A 20,106-nucleotide genomic window follows, 5' to 3' on the forward strand; every position below is an offset into this window, starting at 1 on the left:
GACGTCAGCTGGAGTGCGCTCCCGAGATGCGGACGACCACTGAGAGCCCGTCGGCCGACGGGCTATCGGCCGCGCCGACCAGCCATTCGCACCACAGGGCGGTGCACAGCCGGGAGACGAGCTGTCCCAGCTCGTAGGGGCTGTCGGCGCCGAGGGTGACGGAGAGACGCCCCACATCGGCGGTGCCTCCCTCGACACCGTGCAGCGCGGCGCGCACCGCCCGCGACACCGCGTCGAGGCGGCTGTCGCCGGCGGCCGGCGCCACGCCGACTGCCACCGCCGACGGGCTGCCCGGTTCGATGCCCAGCGCCGCTCGCACGGCCTCGACCCGGCCGTAGCCGAACCAGTCGCCGGGCCCGGTGCGCACGAGGTCGCGTCCGCGTGGGTGCCTCTCGAGGGGCTCGTCGACGAGGACCTCCGGGACGCCGCGGAGCAGCGCGGCCGGCACCGCCGCCACCTTGCCCTTGGCCAGGTCTGCCGCCGCTGCGATCTCGTCGGCGACCGCGCGCGTGGTCACCTCGAGCGGCTTGCCGTCGGCGTCGGTGCCCCCGCGCAGGTCGTCGACGACACGCAGACCGTGCGCCCCCAGCGCGAAGTCGATCTGACCCACTCGCCAGGCGCGGCCCGCGGTGTCGCTGAGCACGACGCCCAACCGCACGCCGTGCCGGGCCACCAGGGCGTCGTGGAGCTGCTCGCAGATCCCGTCGGGGTCGTGGGGGAGGAGCAGCCACCCGCCGCGCTCTCCGGTGTTGGATCCGTCCACGCCGGCCGCCGCCATGATCGGGCCCGCCTTGGCTCGCACGATGCGCGTGACCCCGGCTCCCACCGAACGCTCGGCCACGACGTACTCGGTCTCACCGCGCACGACACGGTCCTTGTCGGGGTCGTGCGTGACGAGGCCGAGGGCCTTGCTCGCGACCTTGCTCGAGACGACGAGGACGTCGCCGTCGGCCAGACGCACCCCGGCGTGGTCGAGCCCGACCTGCACGACGTCGGCCAGGTCGTCGCCCTCGCGGACCTCGGGTATGCCGGTCAGCGGCGTGATCGTGATGGGCCCCGTCACGCCGGCGCTCGCTCCGCCCGCAGTCGCAGACCGAGGTCCAGCGCGGCGCCGGCCATCTCGGCCGCCGCGTCCACGGAGCTCATCAGGAGCGGACGACGGACCACCTCGAGACGGCCCCCGCCCGGCATCGGGTCGTCCTCGTCGACGAGCCAACCGTCGAGGAAGTCGGAGTAGAGCCCGGCGACAGCGGCGCTCGTCTCGTCGACTCCGATGGTGCGCAGGCACACGTCCGCGTGTCCACGGACCGGTCGGCCGCCGACCAGCGGTGAGACCCCGACCACGGGGGCGCGAGTGCCGCGCAGGGCGTCCCTGACGCCCGGCACGCCGAGGATGATGCCGATCGAGACGACGGGGTTGCTCGGCGGCAGGATGACGACATCGGCCTCACGGATCGCGTCGAGCACCCCGGGGGCGGGGGCCGCCCGGTCGAGGCCCGCCACGACGAACCTCTCCGCGGGCAGCTCGGCCCGGTGCCTCACCCACCACTCCTGGAAGTGGATCGCGCGCTGCTCGCCCTTCTGCTCGACGACCACGTGGGTCTCGACGGGAGTGTCGGTCATCGGCAGGAGGCGGACACCGAGGTCTCCGAGCCCCCAGCGGGCGGAGAGCCGGTCGATGACGGCGCTCAGCGGCATACCCTGCCCGAGCAGCTGCGAGCGGTAGACGTGGGTGCCGAAGTCCTTGTCGCCGAGCGTGAACCACTGGGGCTCGGCGCCGAGCGCGGCGAGCTCCTCGGCGAGGTGGTGCGACTCGTCGGCCCGACCCCAGCCCTGGCCCTCGTGGATGCCGCCACCGAGGGTGTAGAGCAGGGTGTCGATGTCGGGACAGACCCGGAGCCCGAAGAGGGTGATGTCGTCGCCGGTGTTGCCGATCACCGTCAGGTGCACCGGATCGGAATCCGGCGTCAGGAGCTGGGTCTGTCGGACGTGGTGGTGCAGGCCGCGGAGGAACCGGGCGCCGCCGACTCCACCCGCCAGGGCGGTGATGCGCATGCCCCGATCCTCTCAGCAGGCCGTCCCGGGCCGGTCGCGCGGGGTGGGTCCGGCGCTTCGAACCTGCAAATATCACCCGCGGGCTTGACGTGAGGCATATGACACGCATGTAATTCCATTGTTGTGATCGGTCGGGGACGTGGTTCTGGAACGAATGGACGTAATTGTCCGAAACCTCCAGAGAGCGGGCTCGCTCGGTGCGACAGTGCTGACACACAGTGCAGTCAGGGTCGAGGAGGGGTCATGCACGATTTGATGGTGGTTTGGTCGAACACGGGCGAGCAGGAGGGTGAGCTCTCCTGGCAGGAGCGCTCGCTGTGCGCCCAGACCGATCCGGAGGCGTTCTTCCCCGAGAAGGGCGGATCCACGCGCGAGGCCAAGAAGGTCTGCGTCGGATGCGAGGTGCGCTCGGAGTGCCTCGAGTACGCCCTGTCCAACGACGAGCGCTTCGGCATCTGGGGCGGACTGTCGGAGCGGGAGCGCCGCAAGCTGAAGAAGCGCGCGGTCTGATCGTGAGGTTCCAACCCGGCCCCTCGCAGGTGTCCGGGTGAAGGTAGCCACTGTGCCCGAAGCGCTTGCCGAAGACCTGAGCACCCCCGCCACCGCGGGGAGTGCGTCGTCCGCGTCGTTGTCCGCCCCTCCCTCCACGGGGCAACGGCCGAACGCGACCGTCGAGGCGATCGTCGTCGTGCACAACGGAGCCACGTGGCTGGCGCAGTGTCTCGACGGCCTCGCCGCCCAGACGCTGCCGCCGGCGCGGCTCGTCATCGTCGACGTCGCGAGCAGCGACTCGTCGAACGCCATCGCCCACGCCCACACCGGCGTTCGCCGGGCGATCGAGTCCGTCGAGGTCATCCGCCTGGACGCCCGCGTGGCGCTCGGCCGGGCCATCGAGCGCGGCATCGAGGCGCTGCCCGTGCCGGCGGACGCATCGTCGAGCTGGGTCTGGGTCCTCCATGACGACACGGTGCCCCGGGCCAACGCCCTCGCCCAGCTGCTCCAGGCCGGGCTGCGGTCCAAGTCCGTCGGGGTCGCCGGGCCCAAGCTCGTCAGCTGGGAGGACCCGCGGCAGCTCGTCGAGATGGGCATCCAGATCACGCGCACGGGACGCCGGCTCGGCTCGTCGGTCCGCGGCGAGGCCGACCAGGGCCAGTACGACACGCGCGCAGACGTCCTCGCCGTGAGCACGAGCGGCATGCTCGTGCGGCGCTCCGTCCACGACGACATCGGCGGTTTCGACCCCGTGTTCGTCGACCACGGGGCCGATCTCGACTTCGGCTGGCGGGCCCAGCTCGCGGGCCACCGCGTCATCGTCGTCCCGGGCGCCGTCGTGCGCGACGCGTCCGCGAGCCTCGAGGGACGCCGACCCGGCGCCCCGGCACCGCGCGAGCTCGAGCGCCGCGGCCGCCGGGCCGCCCGTCAGGTCACGTTGGCCCGGTGCTCGCCGCTCGCCGCCCCCTTCCTCGCCATCTGGATGGCGCTCTCGGCGATCGTCGCCTCCGTCACGCTGCTCGTGGCCAAGCGTCCCCGTCAGGCCTGGCGCGAGCTGACCGACGTGACCGCCCTGCTACACCCGTTCGCGACGTTCGGCGCCCGCTGGCGCGGACGACGGACGAAACGTCTCCGCCGTGACCACCTCGGGACGCTCTTCGTCGCCCCCTTGGTCGCCGCTCGGACCACGATCGACCACATCCAGGACGCGATCACCCCGGAGCGCACCCGCGCGCGGCGCGAAGCGGCGGCGACCATCGAGACCGGCCCCGTCGCAGACGAGTCGGAGTCGCTGGACCACCTCCCGGCCTCCCTGCCTCGTCGCGTCGTCACCCACCCCGGCTTCCTCGCCGTCGCCGCCGTCCTCGCCGCCACCGTGGCGGCGTGGCGTGGCACGATCCGCGCCGGCGCGCTGTCGCCCACGAACGCCGGTGTCGCCGGTGGCGAGCTGCGTCCCGTCACCACCGACTCGTTGGGACTGTGGCACGCGTTCCGCGACGCCTGGCACGGTGCGGGGCTCGGCACGGGAGCCGAGTCCGGTCCCCACCTCGCGGTGCTCTCGGCACTCACCTGGCTGGCCGAGCGCGTCCCCGGTCTCGCCGAGAGCCGGTCGAGCGCGGGCGTCACCATCGCCTGGCTGCTCTTCCTGACGCCCGCGCTCGCCGCGTGGTCCACCTACCTCGCGGCCCGCGTCGTCACCTCCTCACGGGTGGCCCGGGCCCTGGCCGCGCTCGCGTGGGGGACTGCCGGCGTGGCTGCGTCCGGGCTGGCCCAGGGCCGGGTGAGCGTGGCGGTCGTTCACGTGCTGCTGCCCTTCGTCCTTGCCGGGTTCTGCCTCGCGGCCCGTCGCGACGGCACCTTCACGGCCACCTTCGCGACGGCTCTCGCCACGGCCGTGCTCGGCGCCTTCGCGCCGCCGCTGCTCGCCCTGTCAGTCGTCGCGGCGCTGCTGATGCTCGTCCTGGCGCCGGGACTGCGACGGGCGCGAGCGCTCGTCCTGCTCACCGTCCCCGTTGCCCTCCTCGGTCCGTGGATGGCGCGCTTCGTGACCGACCCACGCCTGCTCCTGTCCGGACCCGGGCTCGTCGCGACCTCCGCCGACCGCAGCCCGTGGGGCGTGCTCACCCACGTGCTCGGTGACACCGGCGGCACCACATGGGCCGCCTGGCTCGGGGCTCCGCTCGTCGTGCTCGGCGTCATCGGACTCGCGACGCGCGGGCGCTCTCGCGCCGAGTCCGTGGGCATGGCGGTCGGCGCGCTGCTGGCCGTCGGTGGGCTCGCGGGCGCGCTCGTCTCGGACCACCTCGTCCTCGGCTCAGCCGAGACGGGCGTGGGCCAGTCCGCCCCGGCACACCTCTGGGCGGGCCTCGGCGTGCAGCTGTGGTGGGCGGGCCTGCTCGTCGGCGTCCTGGCGGGCAGCCGTGCCGTGCTCGCCTCGTTGGGTCGCCCCGGCCGCCGGTGGGGCTTCGCCGCCGCGGTGGTCGCTGCGGCTCTCGCGGTTCTGCCGGTCCTCGCTGCCGCCACCGTGTGGGGGGTCCAGGGGATCGGCCGCACGCTGTCGGTCGGCCAGGCCACCCTGCCGGCCATCGCCGTCGAGCAGGGCGGCGGACCGCTCGGCAACCGTCTGCTGCTGCTGCGGCCCTCCGATGACGTCGTCGACTTCGTCCTCGCCGGGCAGGAGCCGGGTGAGCCGCTGCGCGACCTCGACCACGCCCCTGACGCCGACGACGCCGCCCTCGTCGCCGCCGTCGCCAACATCGTCGGAGGCCGGGGCGCCGACTCGCTCGACTCCAAGGCGCTGGCCCGTCTCGGCATCGGTTTCGTCCAGGTGCGTGCGACGGCCGACTCCGCGCTCGCTCGGCGCCTGGACTCCTCGCAGGGCCTGAGCCGCCTCGGCTCGAGCCAGCTCGGCATCCTCTGGAAGGTCCAGCCGCTACCGGCTGCCCCCGGTGTCGAGGCGGCCACGTCGCCGTCCCGGGCCCGGCTCGTCGACGCCGACGGCGCGTTGCTGCAGGTCGTGCCCACGGTGGGGCCGCACGCTGCGGTCGACACGACGATCCGGGCCGGCGCCGGCCCTCGCTTCGTCGTCCTGGCCGAGCCCAACGAGTGGTCGCGACAGGCGCTCGTGACCTTCGACGGCCGTCAGCTCGAGCCCGTGGCCGGCGCAGCTCAACCGACGTATGCCGTGCCGACCACCGCGGGCGCTCTCCAGATCGACCTCGCGGCCGCTCAGCCGTGGTGGCGCCTGGGTCAGGCGGTGCTGCTCGCGTTCGTCGTGTTCATGGCCGTGCCCTTCGGCAACCGACGCTCGAGGAGGCGCACATGAGGAACGTGTCCGGCATCGTCCGGGCCGCAGCCGTGGCCGTGGTCGCCGCCGGCCTCGCGGTCGGCGCGACCCGGGTGAGCGGCTCGGTGCAGCTGGCGACCCCGGGCGAACGCGTCGGCCTGCCCGAGTCGTCCAGCGTGCTCGTCGACGCCGCCTCGCTCGTGTGCCCCGGCCAGCAGCGCCTCGGCGCCACCGGCCTGCGCGACGTCCGGGGCACCGTCACGGCCGCTGCCGCGTCCCCGGACGCCGGGGTCGTCGCAGGCGCGCCCGGCAGCGGCTCGGGGAGCGTCCAGCTCCTCGGTGGACCGTCGTCGACGGGTCTGGCCCAGACCGCCGACCCTGGCGCGGTCGTCTCCGCCGGGGTGAGTGCCGCCGACGTCGTCGTCGCCAGGGCGAGCGGCATCCTGGCTCCCGGCCTCGTGGCCACCCAGGTGTGGCGACACACCGGTGACGACGACCGCGGCCTCACCGTGACGCCGTGCCAGCTGCCGTCGTCCGACGTGTGGCTCGTCGGGGGCGGGAGCGGGCCGTCGCGCACCGAGCGCATCATCGTCAGCAACCCCGGCGCGAATGCCGTCTCCGTCTCCTTCGAGGTCCTCGGGAGCTCCGGCCGCATCGACGCCGCAGCCGGCCGCGATGTCTCCATCCCGCCGCTGTCCCGCGAGGTCGTCTCGCTCGACGCCATCGCCCCCGACGAGGGTTACCCCGTCGTCCATGTCACCGCCACCGGTGGAGTCGTGTCAGCGGTGCTGGACGACCAGTGGATCCTCGGCGCCACGGGGCGTGGCATCGACGATGCGACCCGGGCCGCTTCCCCGGGCACCGACCTCGTCGTGCCCGGTGTCGAGACGGGCGGTGCGACGTCCCTGCGGCTGGCCAATCCCGGCGACACCGAGGCGCTGGCCCAGGTGCGGCTGCTCACCGACAAGGGTGCGGTGCAGCCCGACAACCTCAGGGCGGTCCGCGTTCCGGCCGGCTCGACGCTCGACGTCCCGCTGCCCGCCAACCGCGCGGCCATGGGCCTCGGCATCCGCTCCGACCAGCCGCTCGTCGCGGCGGCCTGGGCCGAGCGTCGTGCGACCACCGCGGACCGCATGGGCGACTTCGCCTGGACGCCGGCAACGCCCGCCCTCCGGGGCGTGGCCGGAGTCCTCCTGCCCGGGCTGAAGGGAACGACGAAACGCCTTCTGCTGACAGGGGGTCCGGCGCCCGCCAGCGCCCAGGTGCGCCTCGGGACCGGGGGCGGGGCGAAGCTCTCGACCGTTGCCGTGCCGGCCGACTCGACCGTGGCCGTCGCCGTGGGAGACGCCGACGCGGTCTGGGTCAGCCCGACAGCCGGGTCGGTCCGAGCTGCCGTCTCGGTCGGCGGTGTCGACGGAGGAGTGCCGTTCTTCTCGGTGGCCTCGCTCACCGACGCGCCGGTCCGAGCCCTGTCGGTCCCGGTCCGTCAGGTGCGCAACTGAGCGACTCGATCATCAGGCGGAGGTGGGCAGCGTCAGGATCTCCGCGCCGTCCTCGGTGATGGCGACGGTGTGCTCGCTGTGGGCCGTCAGGCAACCGGTCGCGCTCCGCAGCGTCCACCCGTCCGCGTCGGTGACGAGCTCCGCGGTGTCCGCCATGACCCACGGCTCCAGGGCGAGCAGCAGGCCCGGTCGCAGCCGGTACCCACGGCCGGGACGGCCCGTGTTGGAAACGTGCGGGTCCTGGTGCATCGTCGAGCCGACACCGTGACCGCCGAACTCGGTGTTGATGGCGTAGCCCGCCGCTGAGAGGACCTCGCCGATGGCGTGCGAGACGTCCCCGAGGTGGGCGCCCGGCCCGGCGGCGGCGATCCCGGCTGCGAGCGCCCGTTCTGTCGCGTCGATCATCTCGGTGCTCCCCGGAGGTCGCGACTCGCCGACGACGAAGCTGACGGCGGAGTCCGCGACGACGCCACCGTGCGAGACGGCCAGGTCGAGCGACAGCAGGTCGCCGTCGGCCAGGGCGTAGTCGCGGGGCAGGCCGTGGAGCACCGCGTCGTTGACCGACGTGCAGATGTAGTGGCCGAACGGCCCACGCCCGAAGGACGGTGCGTAGTCGACGTAGCAGGACTGGGCGCCAGCCTCCTCGATCATCTCCCTGGCCCACCGGTCGATCTCGAGCAGGCTCGTCCCGACCGTGCTGCGGCTCCGCAGCGTCTGCAGGGTGTCCGCGACGACGGCGCCCGCCTCGCGGGCCCGGTCCAGCTCGGCCGGGGTCAGGATCTCGATCATGCGGGCCTCTCTCGTCCAATAACTATCCCGGCAATGTTATCCCGGTCGGCTAGGATTCGTAGCATGGTCAGGTTGCCCCTCACCCCTGCTGAGCTGGCGCGCGGACAGCGTCTCGGCGCCCTCCTGCGCCGCGCCCGGGGCGAGCGGTCGATGCTCGAGACGGCCCTTGAGGCGCATGTCTCACCCGAGACCCTGCGCAAGATCGAGTCGGGCCGGGTCGCCACGCCGGCGTTCCCGACCATCGCGGCGATCGCCGACGTCCTCGGCCTCTCCCTCGACGCGGTGTGGGCCGAGGTCAACCATTCCGGCCCCGGTGCCGAGAGCGACGGTGCGCGCCGGTCGCGCGTCAGCGACCTCGCCTCGTAGCCGGGGCCGACGCTCGACCGGCGACCGCACCGACTGCTCCCACCGAGCGGTGAGCCGCGACCGGCTGCTCGCGTCACTCCCCGAAGCCGGGGTCCAGCTCCTCGGGGGCCACGCCGAGCAGGCCGGCCACCTGTTCCGTGACGATGTCGGCGACCAGTGCGGCGACGTCGCGACGGTCGGTGACCCGCGTCTCGACGGGCCGCCTGTAGACGACGATGCGCGCCGCGCGGGCGCTCGTCGCCGGGAAGAGCCGGCCGAGCGGGACCTCCCGGTGGTCCCACGGCGCCGGGCCGCGGGGCACGTCCTCGACCGCGAACTCGACTGCGGGGAAGGCTCGCCCGCACGTCGCCTCGAGCCGAGCGGCGGCATCGAGGACGAAGTCGTCGAACTCGTCACGGCGCGAGACCATGGCCGGGACCGGTGGCCACGCCAGTGGCCCGCGGCGGCCCCGTCCGTGACGGTCGCGTCGCCGACGACGCCCGGGAGTAAGGGGCGAGGCGGTGTCCACGACCCCACTGTAGATCGGCGGGCACGGCTCACGTCGCCGCCACGGCCGGCATACGCCCCCGTGATCTCACGCTCGGACGGCGTGGTGATTCGTCCTCTCGGTGAGGGCGGGCTAGAGTCCCGGATCGTGGGTCTGACACGTGGTTGCTCGAAGACGGGATGTGCGCGTCCAGCCGTCGCAACCCTGACCTACGCGTATGCCGACCGCGCCGTCGTCGTGGGCCCGCTCGCGACCTACGCCGAGCCGCACACCTATGACCTCTGTCTCGAGCACGCCGAGCGCATGACGGCGCCCCGCGGCTGGGAGGTCGTGCGCGTCGGTGGCGAGTTCCCCGAGCCCGCCCTCGCAGCCGACGACCTCGTCGCCCTGGCCGATGCGGTGCGCGAGGCCGGCCGCCCGCGCACCAACCGCCCGGCCGAGCCCCACTCGACGGCCCGCACGACGCCCCGCACGACGCCCCGGGGCCAGGCGAGTGCCGAGGCCGACTCCGGCGCTGTGGAGTCCGGCCGCCGGGGACACCTGCGCATCCTCAGGGACTCCTGACCACTAGGGTGTTCCGCGTGCCCCACCTCGCAGACTTCGTCAAGGCCTACGACGTGCGCGGACTCGTGCCGGAGCAGCTGTCGCCCGAGGTGGCCCACGCCATCGGCGCCGCGTTCGCCGAGGTCGTCGCCGTCCCTGACGGTTCCGACGGCGTCGTCATCGGCCACGACATGCGTCCCAGCTCGCCCGAGCTCTCGGCGGCCTTCGCCGCCGGCGTGACCTCGCGAGGCGTCGACGTCACCGTCATCGGACTCTGCTCCACCGACGGGCTCTACTACGCCAGCGGCGCGCTCGACCTGCCCGGCGCGATGTTCACAGCGAGCCACAACCCTGCGCAGTACAACGGCATCAAGCTGTGCCGCTCCGCGGCGCGTCCGGTCGGCCAGGACTCCGGCCTCGCCGAGATCCGTGACCTCGCGCAGTGGATGCTCGGCGGCGGCTCGGGCCTGGCCCGTCCTGCCGGTGGTCCCGGGTCGGTGACGACCCGCGACCTGCTCGGTGACTATGCCTCCTTCCTGCGCGGCCTCGTCGACCTCTCGGGCTCGCGCCCGCTCAAGGTCGTCGTCGACGCCGGCAACGGCATGGGCGGCCACACCGTCCCCGCCGTGCTCGGGACGGGCGCGGGCCTGCCCCAGCTGCCCCTGGAGATCGTGCCGCTCTACTTCGAGCTCGACGGCACGTTCCCCAACCACGAGGCCAACCCGCTCGACCCCGCCAACCTCGTCGACCTGCAGGCAGCCGTCCGCGAGCACGGCGCCGAGATCGGACTCGCCTTCGACGGGGACGCAGACCGCTGCTTCGTCGTCGACGCCGACGGTGAGCCCGTCTCCCCGAGCGCCGTGACGGGTCTCGTCGCCGTGCGCGAGATCAACCGGGCTCGCGCCGGCGGCGACACCACCGTGTCCATCGTGCACAACGTCATCTCGAGTGCCGCGGTCCGCGAGATCGTGCTCGAGGCCGACGCGACGCCGGTGCGCACCCGAGTCGGTCATTCGTTCATCAAGGCCGAGATGGCCCGGGCCGGCGCCGTCTTCGGCGGTGAGCACTCGGCCCACTACTACTTCCGCGACTTCTGGTTCGCCGACACCGGGATGCTCGCGGCCATGCACGTGCTCGCCGCCCTCGGCGAGCAGGACGCCCCGCTGTCCGAGCTCTGTGCCGCGTACGAGCGCTATGTCGCCTCGGGCGAGATCAACTCGACGGTGACCGACCAGGCTGCGGTCGTGGAGCAGGTTCGGGCCTGGGCCCAGGTGCGCGGAGCCACCACCGACGAGCTCGACGGACTCACGGTCAGCAGCCCCCAGGGACAGAGGCCGATGTGGTGGTTCAACGTGCGGGCCTCCAACACGGAGCCGCTGCTGCGGCTCAACGTCGAGGCCGCCGACCGTGACACCATGCAGGACGTGCGCGACGAGCTGCTCGCCCTGATCCGGTCGGGCGCCGCCGGCGCCGACGCACCCGACGAGGGCGGTCCCGCCACCGCCCAGGACGCAGGAGACGCTTCGTGAACCAGAGTCAGCCGACCATCGAGCCGTGGCTGCGCGGCATCATCCGGTGCCCGCAGTGCAAGGGCGAGGTCATCGACGCGGTCGCCACCGAGGAGGCTGGTGCCGCAGTCACCGAGCTGCGGTGCCCCACCTGCCAGCTCGCCTACCCCGTCGAGGGCGGCGTCCCCGTCCTCCTCGTCGACCTCGCCCGACGCACCGACGGCTGAGCCCGGTGGGCGCCGTGTTCGACGAGGCCCGCCTCGATGACGAGGGCGCCCTGGCGTCCCTCGACTCCGCCGAGACGCTCCGCGCCCTCGCCGGGGCCGGGGCGCAGGTGCGGCGCACGATGTCCGCCGCGGGAGAGGCCGGTCTCGACCGGCTGCGGGACGTCGAGCCACGCGGCGTCGTCGTCGCAGCCGCAGGCGGCTCCGGTGCTGTGGCCGACCTCTTCGAGGCCGTCTCGCGTGGCGCTGCCGCGCTGCCGGTCCAGAGCTGCTCGTCCGGTTCCCTGCCGGGGTGGGTGGGCGCTCTCGACGTCGTGATCGCCGTGTCCCAGTCCGGTCGCGCTGCGGGCACCCTCGCCCTCGCCGCCGAGGCGGCACGGCGCGGCGCGTTCCTCGTCACGGTCGGCGCCGCGGACTCTCCGCTCGCCGACGTGTGCGCGCGGTCCCACGGCGTGCACGTGCCGATCGCCGTCAGCGGGGCCTCGTCGCGGACGTCGGTGTGGGCGCAGGCCACGCCGGCGCTGCTCGCCGCCGATGCCATGGGCATCGCCTCCGTCAGCCACGAGACGTTGTCGGAGCTCGCCGACCTCCTCGACCGCACGGCCACGGACTCGCGGCCGTCGTCCGAGTCGTTCGTCAACCCGGCGAAGATCCTCGCGACCGAGCTCGCCGAGTCGACCCCGATCGTCCTCGGCGAAGGCCCGTTCGGCGACGTCACCGCTCGCCGGGCCGCCGCGATGTTCGGTCGCACCGGTCGGGTGCCCGTCGCCCACGGCTGCCTGCCGGACGCCGCGAGCCAGATCGTCGCCTGCTTCGACGGGCCGTTGTCTCCCGGCCAGTCGGGCGGTGGCGGCAGCGACGACATCTTCGCCGACCCGTTCCTCGACGGCCCCAGCCGGGCGCCGCTGCGGCTCATCATGCTGCGCGACACCTCGACCGGCGACGGGCACCGCCTGGCCGACACTGTCGTCTCCGTCGCCGAGGACGCCGGCGTCCGGGTGTCGCTCGTCGACGCGCCCGCGGCCGACCCGCTGCTCCGCCTCGCCCACCACGTGTCGCTGACCGACTTCGCCGCGACCTACCTGGCGCTCGGTTTCGGCTTCGACCCGGCCACCTCACCCCACGTCCGCCTGCTGCGGGGCTTCCGCGGGGACTGACCGCTCGGGTCCACCGAGGGCGTATGCCGCCCAGCGGGCTGCCCGGCGCCATGCCGTTTCGGGGACGGCGGACCGCCGCCACGTAGGCTGCCCCGGTGACGCAGCACTTCGACCTGGCCATCATCGGCAGCGGATCGGGCAACTCGCTCGTGACGCCGGACTTCGACGACAAGCGCGTCGCCATCATCGAGGGCGGCACGTTCGGCGGGACCTGCCTCAACGTCGGCTGCATCCCGACGAAGATGTTCGTGTACGCCGCGGACATCGCGCGTGACGTGCGCGAGGCCGGTCGCTACGGCGTCGACGCGACGCTCGAGGGCGTGCGCTGGACCGACGTGCGCGACCGCGTCTTCGGACGCATCGACCCCATCTCGGACGGTGGCCGGCGCTACCGCGTCGACGGGCCGTACACCACGGCATACCTCGGCCACGCGCGTTTCACCGGAGACCGCATGCTCACGGTCGCCCTCGGCGACGGCCGCGAGGAGTCGCTGACGGCCGACCAGGTGGTCGTCGCCGCCGGCGCCCACCCCGTCGTGCCCGACGTCGTCACCGAGTCCGGGGTGCCCTTCCACACCTCCGACACCGTGATGCGCATCGACGAACTGCCCGAGCGGCTCGCGATCATCGGGGGCGGCTTCATCGCCGCCGAGATGGCCCACGTCTTCGCCTCGTTCGGCGTGCACGTGACGGTCCTGGCGCGATCGTCGGTCCTGCTGCGGCACCTCGACACCGAGATCGCCCAGCGTTTCACCGACCTCGCCCGCGAGCAGTGGGACGTGCGCACCGGCACGAACGTCGTGCGTGTCGAGCCCGGCACCGGGGGAGCGGGGGTGCGACTCCACCTCGACAGCACCGCGGTCGTCGACGCCGACCTGCTGCTCGTCGCGACCGGCCGACAGCCCAACACGGCCGACCTCGGCGCCGACGCCGCCGGCCTTCGCCTCCTAGACGACGGACGGATCGAGGTCGACGACCACGGTCGCACGAGCGCCCCCGGGGTCTGGGCGCTCGGTGACGTGAGTGCTCCCTACCAGCTCAAGCACGTCGCCAACGCGGAGGCGCGGACCATCGCGCACAACCTCGCGCACCCCGACGACCTGCGCCGGCTGCCGCTCGAGCACGTGCCCTCGGGGGTCTTCAGCCACCCCCAGATCGCCACCGTCGGGCTGACCGAGCAGGAGTGCGTCGAGCAGGGACGCGCCCACGTGACGTATGTCCAGGCGTTCGGGGACACGGCATACGGCTGGGCGATGGAGGACACGACGAGCGTGTGCAAGCTCATCGCCGACCCGACGACCGGGCTGCTCCTCGGCGCCCACCTGATGGGACCGCAGGCCACCTCGCTCATCCAGCCGCTCGTGCAGGGCATGGCGTTCGGCACCTCGGTGCACGACCTGGCCCGCGGGCAGTACTGGATCCATCCGGCGCTCGCCGAGGTCGTCGAGAACGCCCTGCTCGGACTGAAGGTCGACGGCCCGGTCTGAGCGCGTTCCCAGCCGACTCCCAGACCACCCTAGGATGACGCCATGGCAGGCGGACTCGTAGCCCTACTCGACGACGTCGCGGCACTCGTGAAGCTCGCGGCGGCGTCCGTCGACGACGTGGGCGCCGCCGCGGCGAGGGCGAGCGTCAAGGCGACCGGTGTCGTGGTCGACGACACGGCCGTGACGCCGCGCTACGTGGAGGGCCTGGCGCCCGAGCGCGAGCTGCCGATCATCAAGAAGATCGCGCTCGGCTCGCTGCGCAACAAGCTGCTCATCATCCTTCCGGTCATCATGCTGCTCAGCCAGCTCGTGCCGTGGCTGCTGACCCCGATCCTCATGGTCGGTGGTGCCTACCTCGCCTACGAGGGCGCCGAGAAGGTCTGGGAGATCATCTCGGGCCACCGTGAGGAGGAGGCCGAGGTCGGCGAGGTCGACGAGAACGCCGTCGTCACGGGCGCCATCCGCACCGACTTCATCCTGTCGGCGGAGATCATGGTCATCGCACTCAACGAGGTCGACACCGAGCCGTTCCTCTCGCGCCTCATCATCCTCGTCATCGTCGCCCTGCTCATCACGGCGCTCGTCTACGGCGTCGTCGGGCTCATCGTCAAGATGGACGACGTCGGCCTGCACCTGGCCGGGCGCGACTCCGGCGCGGCGCAGCGCGTCGGACGTGGCCTCGTCAAGGGGATGCCGAAGCTGCTGTCGGTGCTGTCGACCGTCGGCATCGCCGCCATGCTCTGGGTCGGTGGCCACATCCTGCTCGTCGGGGTCGACGAGCTCGGCTGGCACGCGCTCTACGACCTCGTCCACCACCTCGAGGAGGGCGTGGCCGGGGTCGCGGGCATCGGCGGCTTTCTCGCCTGGGTCGTCAACACCCTCGCCTCGGCGCTCATCGGCCTCGTCGTCGGCGGGCTGGTCGTCGCCGTCCTGCACGTCATCCCGCGCAGGACGAAGCACGACGAAGGCGCGGCCACGCACTGACCCGCACCGCTGGAGCCAGCCACGTGGCATATGCCGTGTGCTGACCTCTCCTGGAGCCGCCGGGGGAGGCCGCGGGGTCGGGTCGCCCACCGGCCACGCCCGTCACAAGTCCGCCGGGGCGGAGTAGGTGCGGCGGTTTCGGGTCTGGTGACTGCGACAACTCCGCCGGGGCGGAGTAGGTGTGGCGGTTTCGGTCTGGTGACTGCAACAACTCCGCCGGGGCGGAGTAGGTGTGGCGGTTTCGGTCTGGTGACTGCAACAACTCCGCCGGGGCGGAGTAGGTGTGGCGGTTTCGGTCTGGTGACTGCAACAACTCCGCCGGGGCGGATTAGGTGTGGCGGTTTCGGGCCGGGTGACTGCGACAAGTCCGCCTCCGGCCGGGTCGGTGCGCCGAGACGAGGTGTGCGCTCAGACCCCGGGGAGTTGCGGGCGTGGCGGCGCAGGTTCGACACGGCAGTCGAGGTCGGGGCCCCGGCGCCGCTAGACTGGGCGACTGCCGGCGTGGGTGATGACCCGCCAGATGAGCCCAGAGGGGCGCGCCGGGTCTGCACACCGACGATCAAAGGAAACGATCACTCATGTCCTTCGACTACAAGGTTGCCGACCTGAGCCTCGCCGAGGCCGGCCGACACCAGCTCCGACTCGCCGAGCACGAGATGCCCGGCCTCATGGCGATCCGCGAGGAGTACGCCGCGGCCCAGCCCCTCAAGGGCGCCCGCATCGCCGGCTCGCTGCACATGACCGTCCAGACGGCCGTGCTCATCGAGACCCTCACCGCGCTCGGTGCCGAGGTCCGCTGGGCCTCCTGCAACATCTACTCGACCCAGGACGAGGCCGCCGCCGCCGTCGTCGTCGGCCCGAAGGGCTCCGCCGACGACCTCCAGGGCGTGCCCGTCTTCGCCTGGAAGGGCGAGACCCTCCCCGAGTACTGGTGGTGCACCGACCAGATCCTCACCTGGCCCGGCGGCGAGGGCCCGAACATGATCCTCGACGACGGCGGCGACGCCACGATGCTCGTCCACAAGGGCCGCGAGTGGGAGCAGGCCGGCCAGGTGCCGCCCACCACCGAGGAGGACTCCGAGGAGTTCGGTGTCTTCAAGGAGCTCGTGCGCCAGACGCTGGCCACCGACCCGCAGAAGTGGACGACGGTCGCCGCCGGCATCAAGGGCGTCACCGAGGAGACCACGACCGGTGTCCACCGCCTCTACCAGCTGGCCGAGGCCGGCGAGCTGCTCTTCCCGGCCATCAACGTCAACGACGCGGTGACCAAGAGCAAGTTCGACAACACCTACGGCTGCCGCCACTCGCTCATCGACGGCCTCAACCGCGCCACCGACGTCCTCATCGGCGGCAAGGTCGCCGTCGTTGCCGGTTACGGCGACGTGGGCAAGGGCTGCGCCGAGTCGCTCCGCGGCCAGGGCGCCCGCGTCATCGTCACCGAGATCGACCCGATCTGCGCGCTGCAGGCCGCGATGGAGGGCTTCCAGGTCGCCCGCCTCGAGGACGTCGTCGAGACCGCCGACATCTTCATCACGACGACCGGCTGCTACGACGTCATCACCGCCGAGCACATGACGAAGATGAAGAACAAGGCGATCGTGGCCAACATCGGCCACTTCGACAACGAGATCGACATGGCCGGCCTCGGCCGCGTCCCCGGCATCCAGAAGACCGAGATCAAGCCGCAGGTCCACGAGTGGACGTTCACCTCGGGCAGCTCGATCATCGTGCTCTCGGAGGGTCGCCTGATGAACCTCGGCAACGCCACCGGCCACCCGAGCTTCGTCATGAGCAACAGCTTCAGCAACCAGACGATCGCCCAGATCGAGCTCTTCACGAAGACGGGCGACTACGAGAAGCAGGTCTACACGCTGCCGAAGCACCTCGACGAGAAGGTCGCGCGCCTGCACCTCGACGCCCTCGGCGTCCGGCTCACCGAGCTGACCAAGGGCCAGGCCGAGTACCTCGGCGTCGACGTCGCCGGCCCGTACAAGCCGGAGCACTACCGCTACTGAGCGGACCCGGACGGGCTGAGCCCGCGCCACGAGAACGTATGCCGTCCCCCTCGCGAGGGGGACGGCATACGTCCGTCTCGGGTGACCTCAGCCGGTCGCGGCGGACGACCGGAGCAGCACGTAGGTCGAGCCGCGGGCGGCCACGGTCCAGTGGGCCTGCTGGACCATCGCCTCGACGACCGGCTGGTCCTTGGTCAGCAGCGCGTAGGTGCACCGGGTCCGCTGCAGATAGGCTTGCCAACCCGGCGCGGCTCGTTCGAAGTCGATGTGATCCTTGACGTGGCCGGTGGCGTAGACCTCGACGCGCCCGTCGATGGTGGGGCGCACGTTCGGGTGGCGCCAGATGAGCCAGCCCCCGACGCCGTAGTCGTTGCACACGACGGTGTCCCGAGGCAGGGCTGCGAGGCGAGCGTCGAGGTCATTCGCCCCCCACGTCGGGACCGCGGCCTTGGTCGGCAGGATGAGGGCCGCGATGACGAGGCCAAGCGTCGTGAGGCCCAGGGTCAGCGATACCTCCCGCCGGCTCATCGGCTCGCGGTCGGGAGGGAGCAGCGCCTGGATGGTCGCCGCCGCGACGGGAGCGATGACGGCGGCGCCGACGGCGACCGTGCGGCTGTAGAGCAGGGCCAGGCCGATCGCCAGACCTGTCAGCAGGATGGCGGTCCAACGCGGGCGGTGCCGGGCCCGCGCCCAAACGAGCACAACTGTGCTGGCGAGGACGAGGAAGGCTAGGAAGCCGGGTTGCCGCATCGACGGGGGCATCCACTCCTCGATGTACTGCGTCGTCTCATTGACGGCGAACGGCGACAACAACAGCGCCGGCCCGGTGGGCGTGACCGCCGCCACCACCAACGAGCCGAGCGGCACGAGGGCGAGGCGCAGCAGCTCGCGTCTGGACACCGACCTCTCGAGCGCCATCCCGAGCATCGCGACAACACCGATGACGACGCCGAAGAACCACATGCCGTGCGCGCAGGCCCAGAGCCATGTCACAGGAATCAGCCACCAACGCGGACGGCCGTCGACGTCTGACCGAAGCCAGGCGGCGGTGAACGCCACAGCGAAAGCGAACGAGAGCAGTTGGGGGCGGAGCGACAGGCTCTGACTCATCGCAACAAGGGCGACGGAGGTCACGGCGGCGGAGGCGAGGAGCGAGGCCCGCGGCCTCGTGGCGCGCCACAGGGTGAGGCCGATGGCTGCGCCGCCGAGGGGGAGCAGCCAAGCGACGCCGGGCAGCCCCAGCACCTGCTGCATGAAACTCATGAGCAGCTCGGGGAGCCACTCGTGCAACCGCCACGGCTGGGTGGACATCGTGCTCCACGGGTCGGGGCCGTTGAAGGTCCACGTCTCGCGCAGACGGTCTCCTGCCGCGACGTGCCAGAACGTGTCGGGGTCGCTGACCGGCCGCGCGAGCTGCACGACCGCGACCAGCACGACGAGTCCGGGCAGCGCCTGACGCACCACGAGGGGGAGTGGGCCACGGCGTTCGAGTCGTGGTGCCGGTTCGCTGTCGCCGTCGGAGGCGATTCCGGGAGCCACGGCAGGGGTGGGGCCGGATGCCCTGTCCAGCTCTGGGGCAGGAATGGCTTTCCGCGTGTCGGTCGTCACCGCCCGATCATCCCCGCTGACTCGGGACGGCGGGGGCTTTTGGGTGGATTTGCGGCCGTTCCGGCCCGAGTGCCGCGTCTCAGCTGGCCTGCGCCGCAGCGATCGCCAGGGCGCGCACCGTGCGAGGATCGGGGGTGCCCACCGACCTTCCGTCTGGCAGGACCGACATGAAGAAGCTCCTGACCGGTGCCCTCGCACTGGCGCTGTCCGTCTCGCTCGCCGCCTGCTCGAAGGCCGTCGACCAGGCAGCACCGCCGAGCACTCCGGCCGCCTCGACGTCGAGCGCGACCACCCCGAGCGGCACGTCGAGCGACACGCCGACGGGCACCGGCACCGGCACGAGCACCGCCGGCGCGACGGCGGGGCCGGTCGACCAGTCCACGCCGGAGGCTGCGATGACGTCGTGGCTCGGCGCCATGGTGGCCGGTGACGGCAACTCGGTCTGCGCGCTCATGGCCACGAAGGGCAAGGCCATCTCGAGCATCCCCGGCGCCGCCGCGACGTGTGGCAGGACGATCACGCCCATGCTCGACCAGATCAAGGATCTCGGCGCCGCCTTCAAGGGCCTCAAGATCACCGGAGCCACCGTCAACGGCGACACCGCCTCCTTCGAGAGCGTCACGACCGAGCCGGCCCTCGCCGCCGACGTGGTCTCCAGCTTCAAGGCCGTCAGGATCGGCGGCAAGTGGTACGTCACGCAGGGCTGACGGTGCGCGGCTGACCCGTCCCGGCCACCCGTCCGCTCCGCCGTCGGCGCCCGACCACGTATGCCGGGTGGCGCGTCCCCGGGACGCGCGCGGACGGCATACGTCCTCCGGCGTGTCCCCGCGGGGACCGAAGAGCGTCAGCAGGCCGTCAGGCGTGTGTGATGATTTGGTCAGGACGTACGGGACGCGGGATCCGCGGTTCCGGGGAGGAGTGTGTCGTGAAGGGTCGGGTACTGGTCGTCGACGACGATCTCGCACTCGCCGAGATGCTCGGGATCGTGCTGCGCAACGAGGGGCTCGACGTCACGCACGTGGCCGACGGCTCAGAGGCGGTCGGCGCGTTCCGTGAGTCGCGGCCCGACCTCGTGCTGCTCGACGTCATGCTCCCCGGTCTCGACGGCATGGAGGTGTGCCGCCGCATCCGCGCCGAGAGCGGGGTGCCGATCGTCATGCTGACCGCGCGCACCGACACCGTCGATGTCGTCGTCGGGCTCGAGTCGGGAGCCGACGACTACGTCGTCAAGCCGTTCAAGCCGCAGGAGCTCATCGCTCGCGTCCGCGCCCGGCTCCGTCGTGGTGACGAGCCGGCGCCCGAGCGGCTGTCGATCGGGGACCTCGACATCGACGTGGCGGGGCACTCGGTGAAGCGGAACGGCGAGTCCCTCTCGCTGACGCCGCTCGAGTTCGACCTGCTCGTCGCCCTGGCGCGCAAGCCCTGGCAGGTCTTCACCCGGGAGGTGCTGCTCGAGCAGGTCTGGGGCTACCGCCACGCCGGTGACACCAGGCTCGTCAACGTCCACGTCCAGCGGCTGCGCTCGAAGATCGAGCACGACCCCGAGCGGCCCGAGATCGTCGTGACCGTGCGCGGGGTCGGCTACAAGGCGGGCCCCTCCTGA

At 72.4% G+C, this 20,106-nt stretch carries 18 protein-coding genes; 13 read left to right on the plus strand and 5 right to left on the minus strand.

Features of this window, described 5'->3' with window-relative positions:
- Positions 1-4: 4 nt before the first annotated feature.
- Positions 5-1,063, minus strand: coding sequence for a coenzyme F420-0:L-glutamate ligase (locus AB4030_RS15410; protein ID WP_442280086.1), 1,059 nt, complete (start codon positions 1,061-1,063; stop codon positions 5-7).
- Positions 1,060-2,055, minus strand: coding sequence for a 2-phospho-L-lactate transferase (cofD, locus tag AB4030_RS15415; RefSeq protein WP_442280087.1), 996 nt, complete (start codon positions 2,053-2,055; stop codon positions 1,060-1,062). Before cofD ends, AB4030_RS15410 begins: the two co-directional genes overlap by 4 nt.
- 243 nt (positions 2,056-2,298) lie before the next feature.
- Here cofD and AB4030_RS15420 point away from each other — a divergent pair, with 243 nt between their 5' ends.
- The 3 genes from AB4030_RS15420 to AB4030_RS15430 are packed head-to-tail and all read left to right on the plus strand — an operon-like array spanning position 2,299 to position 7,335.
- Positions 2,299-2,565 (plus strand): WhiB family transcriptional regulator, encoded by a 267-nt coding sequence (locus AB4030_RS15420; RefSeq protein ID WP_442280088.1) that lies wholly within the window; start codon positions 2,299-2,301, stop codon positions 2,563-2,565.
- A gap of 37 nt (positions 2,566-2,602) precedes the next feature.
- Positions 2,603-5,872: a glycosyltransferase family 2 protein gene (locus AB4030_RS15425; RefSeq protein WP_442280089.1), complete on the plus strand. Its 3,270-nt coding sequence runs from the start codon at positions 2,603-2,605 to the stop codon at positions 5,870-5,872.
- Positions 5,869-7,335 (plus strand): DUF5719 family protein, encoded by a 1,467-nt coding sequence (locus AB4030_RS15430; RefSeq protein WP_442280090.1) that lies wholly within the window; start codon positions 5,869-5,871, stop codon positions 7,333-7,335. The genes AB4030_RS15425 and AB4030_RS15430 overlap by 4 nt, the downstream gene beginning before the upstream one ends.
- Before the next feature lie 12 nt (positions 7,336-7,347).
- Here AB4030_RS15430 and map read toward each other — a convergent pair whose 3' ends face one another.
- Positions 7,348-8,124, minus strand: a complete 777-nt coding sequence (gene map, locus AB4030_RS15435) for a type I methionyl aminopeptidase (RefSeq protein ID WP_442280091.1) — start codon at positions 8,122-8,124, stop codon at positions 7,348-7,350.
- 63 nt (positions 8,125-8,187) lie between these two features.
- Between map and AB4030_RS15440 the strand changes: the two genes are divergently transcribed.
- The gene (locus AB4030_RS15440) at positions 8,188-8,490 is read left to right on the plus strand and encodes a helix-turn-helix domain-containing protein (protein ID WP_442280092.1); all 303 of its coding nucleotides are present in this window, start codon (positions 8,188-8,190) and stop codon (positions 8,488-8,490) included.
- A 73-nt stretch (positions 8,491-8,563) separates the two neighbouring features.
- Here the strand turns inward: AB4030_RS15440 and AB4030_RS15445 are convergent, their stop codons facing one another.
- Entirely contained in the window at positions 8,564-8,899 is a 336-nt protein-coding gene (locus tag AB4030_RS15445) for a metallopeptidase family protein (protein ID WP_442280093.1), read from the minus strand.
- 225 nt (positions 8,900-9,124) lie between these two features.
- Here AB4030_RS15445 and AB4030_RS15450 point away from each other — a divergent pair, with 225 nt between their 5' ends.
- The 7 genes from AB4030_RS15450 (at position 9,125) to ahcY (ending at position 16,895) form a co-directional block, all read left to right on the plus strand.
- Positions 9,125-9,541, plus strand: coding sequence for a DUF3499 domain-containing protein (locus AB4030_RS15450; protein WP_442280094.1), 417 nt, complete (start codon positions 9,125-9,127; stop codon positions 9,539-9,541).
- Positions 9,542-9,549: 8 nt separating this feature from the next.
- Positions 9,550-11,049 carry a phosphomannomutase/phosphoglucomutase gene (locus AB4030_RS15455; RefSeq protein WP_442280095.1) on the plus strand — a complete coding sequence of 500 codons (1,500 nt, stop codon included), beginning with the start codon at positions 9,550-9,552 and terminating at the stop codon, positions 11,047-11,049.
- Positions 11,046-11,255 (plus strand): Trm112 family protein, encoded by a 210-nt coding sequence (locus AB4030_RS15460; protein WP_442280096.1) that lies wholly within the window; start codon positions 11,046-11,048, stop codon positions 11,253-11,255. Before AB4030_RS15455 ends, AB4030_RS15460 begins: the two co-directional genes overlap by 4 nt.
- Positions 11,256-11,260: 5 nt before the next feature.
- Positions 11,261-12,409 (plus strand): SIS domain-containing protein, encoded by a 1,149-nt coding sequence (locus AB4030_RS15465; RefSeq protein ID WP_442280097.1) that lies wholly within the window; start codon positions 11,261-11,263, stop codon positions 12,407-12,409.
- Positions 12,410-12,504: 95 nt separating this feature from the next.
- Positions 12,505-13,896 carry a mycothione reductase gene (locus AB4030_RS15470; protein WP_442280098.1) on the plus strand — a complete coding sequence of 464 codons (1,392 nt, stop codon included), beginning with the start codon at positions 12,505-12,507 and terminating at the stop codon, positions 13,894-13,896.
- A gap of 42 nt (positions 13,897-13,938) precedes the next feature.
- Entirely contained in the window at positions 13,939-14,880 is a 942-nt protein-coding gene (locus AB4030_RS15475; protein ID WP_442280099.1) for a DUF808 domain-containing protein, read from the plus strand.
- A 578-nt stretch (positions 14,881-15,458) separates the two neighbouring features.
- Positions 15,459-16,895 carry an adenosylhomocysteinase gene (gene ahcY / locus AB4030_RS15480; protein WP_442280100.1) on the plus strand — a complete coding sequence of 479 codons (1,437 nt, stop codon included), beginning with the start codon at positions 15,459-15,461 and terminating at the stop codon, positions 16,893-16,895.
- Between the two features lie 87 nt (positions 16,896-16,982).
- On the opposite strand, the gene AB4030_RS15485 is transcribed toward ahcY, so the two are convergent.
- The gene (locus AB4030_RS15485; RefSeq protein ID WP_442280101.1) at positions 16,983-18,359 is read right to left on the minus strand and encodes a hypothetical protein; all 1,377 of its coding nucleotides are present in this window, start codon (positions 18,357-18,359) and stop codon (positions 16,983-16,985) included.
- Positions 18,360-18,670: 311 nt separating this feature from the next.
- On the opposite strand from AB4030_RS15485, the gene AB4030_RS15490 reads away from it, so the two are divergent.
- On the plus strand, positions 18,671-19,210 hold the full coding sequence (locus tag AB4030_RS15490; protein WP_442280102.1) for a hypothetical protein: 540 nt from the start codon (positions 18,671-18,673) through the stop codon (positions 19,208-19,210).
- 218 nt (positions 19,211-19,428) lie between these two features.
- Positions 19,429-20,106, plus strand: a complete 678-nt coding sequence (gene mtrA, locus AB4030_RS15495) for an MtrAB system response regulator MtrA (protein ID WP_442280103.1) — start codon at positions 19,429-19,431, stop codon at positions 20,104-20,106.

Origin of the sequence: Terrabacter sp. 2YAF2, assembly GCF_052114705.1 — a bacterium.
GTDB lineage: Bacteria > Actinomycetota > Actinomycetes > Actinomycetales > Dermatophilaceae > Terrabacter.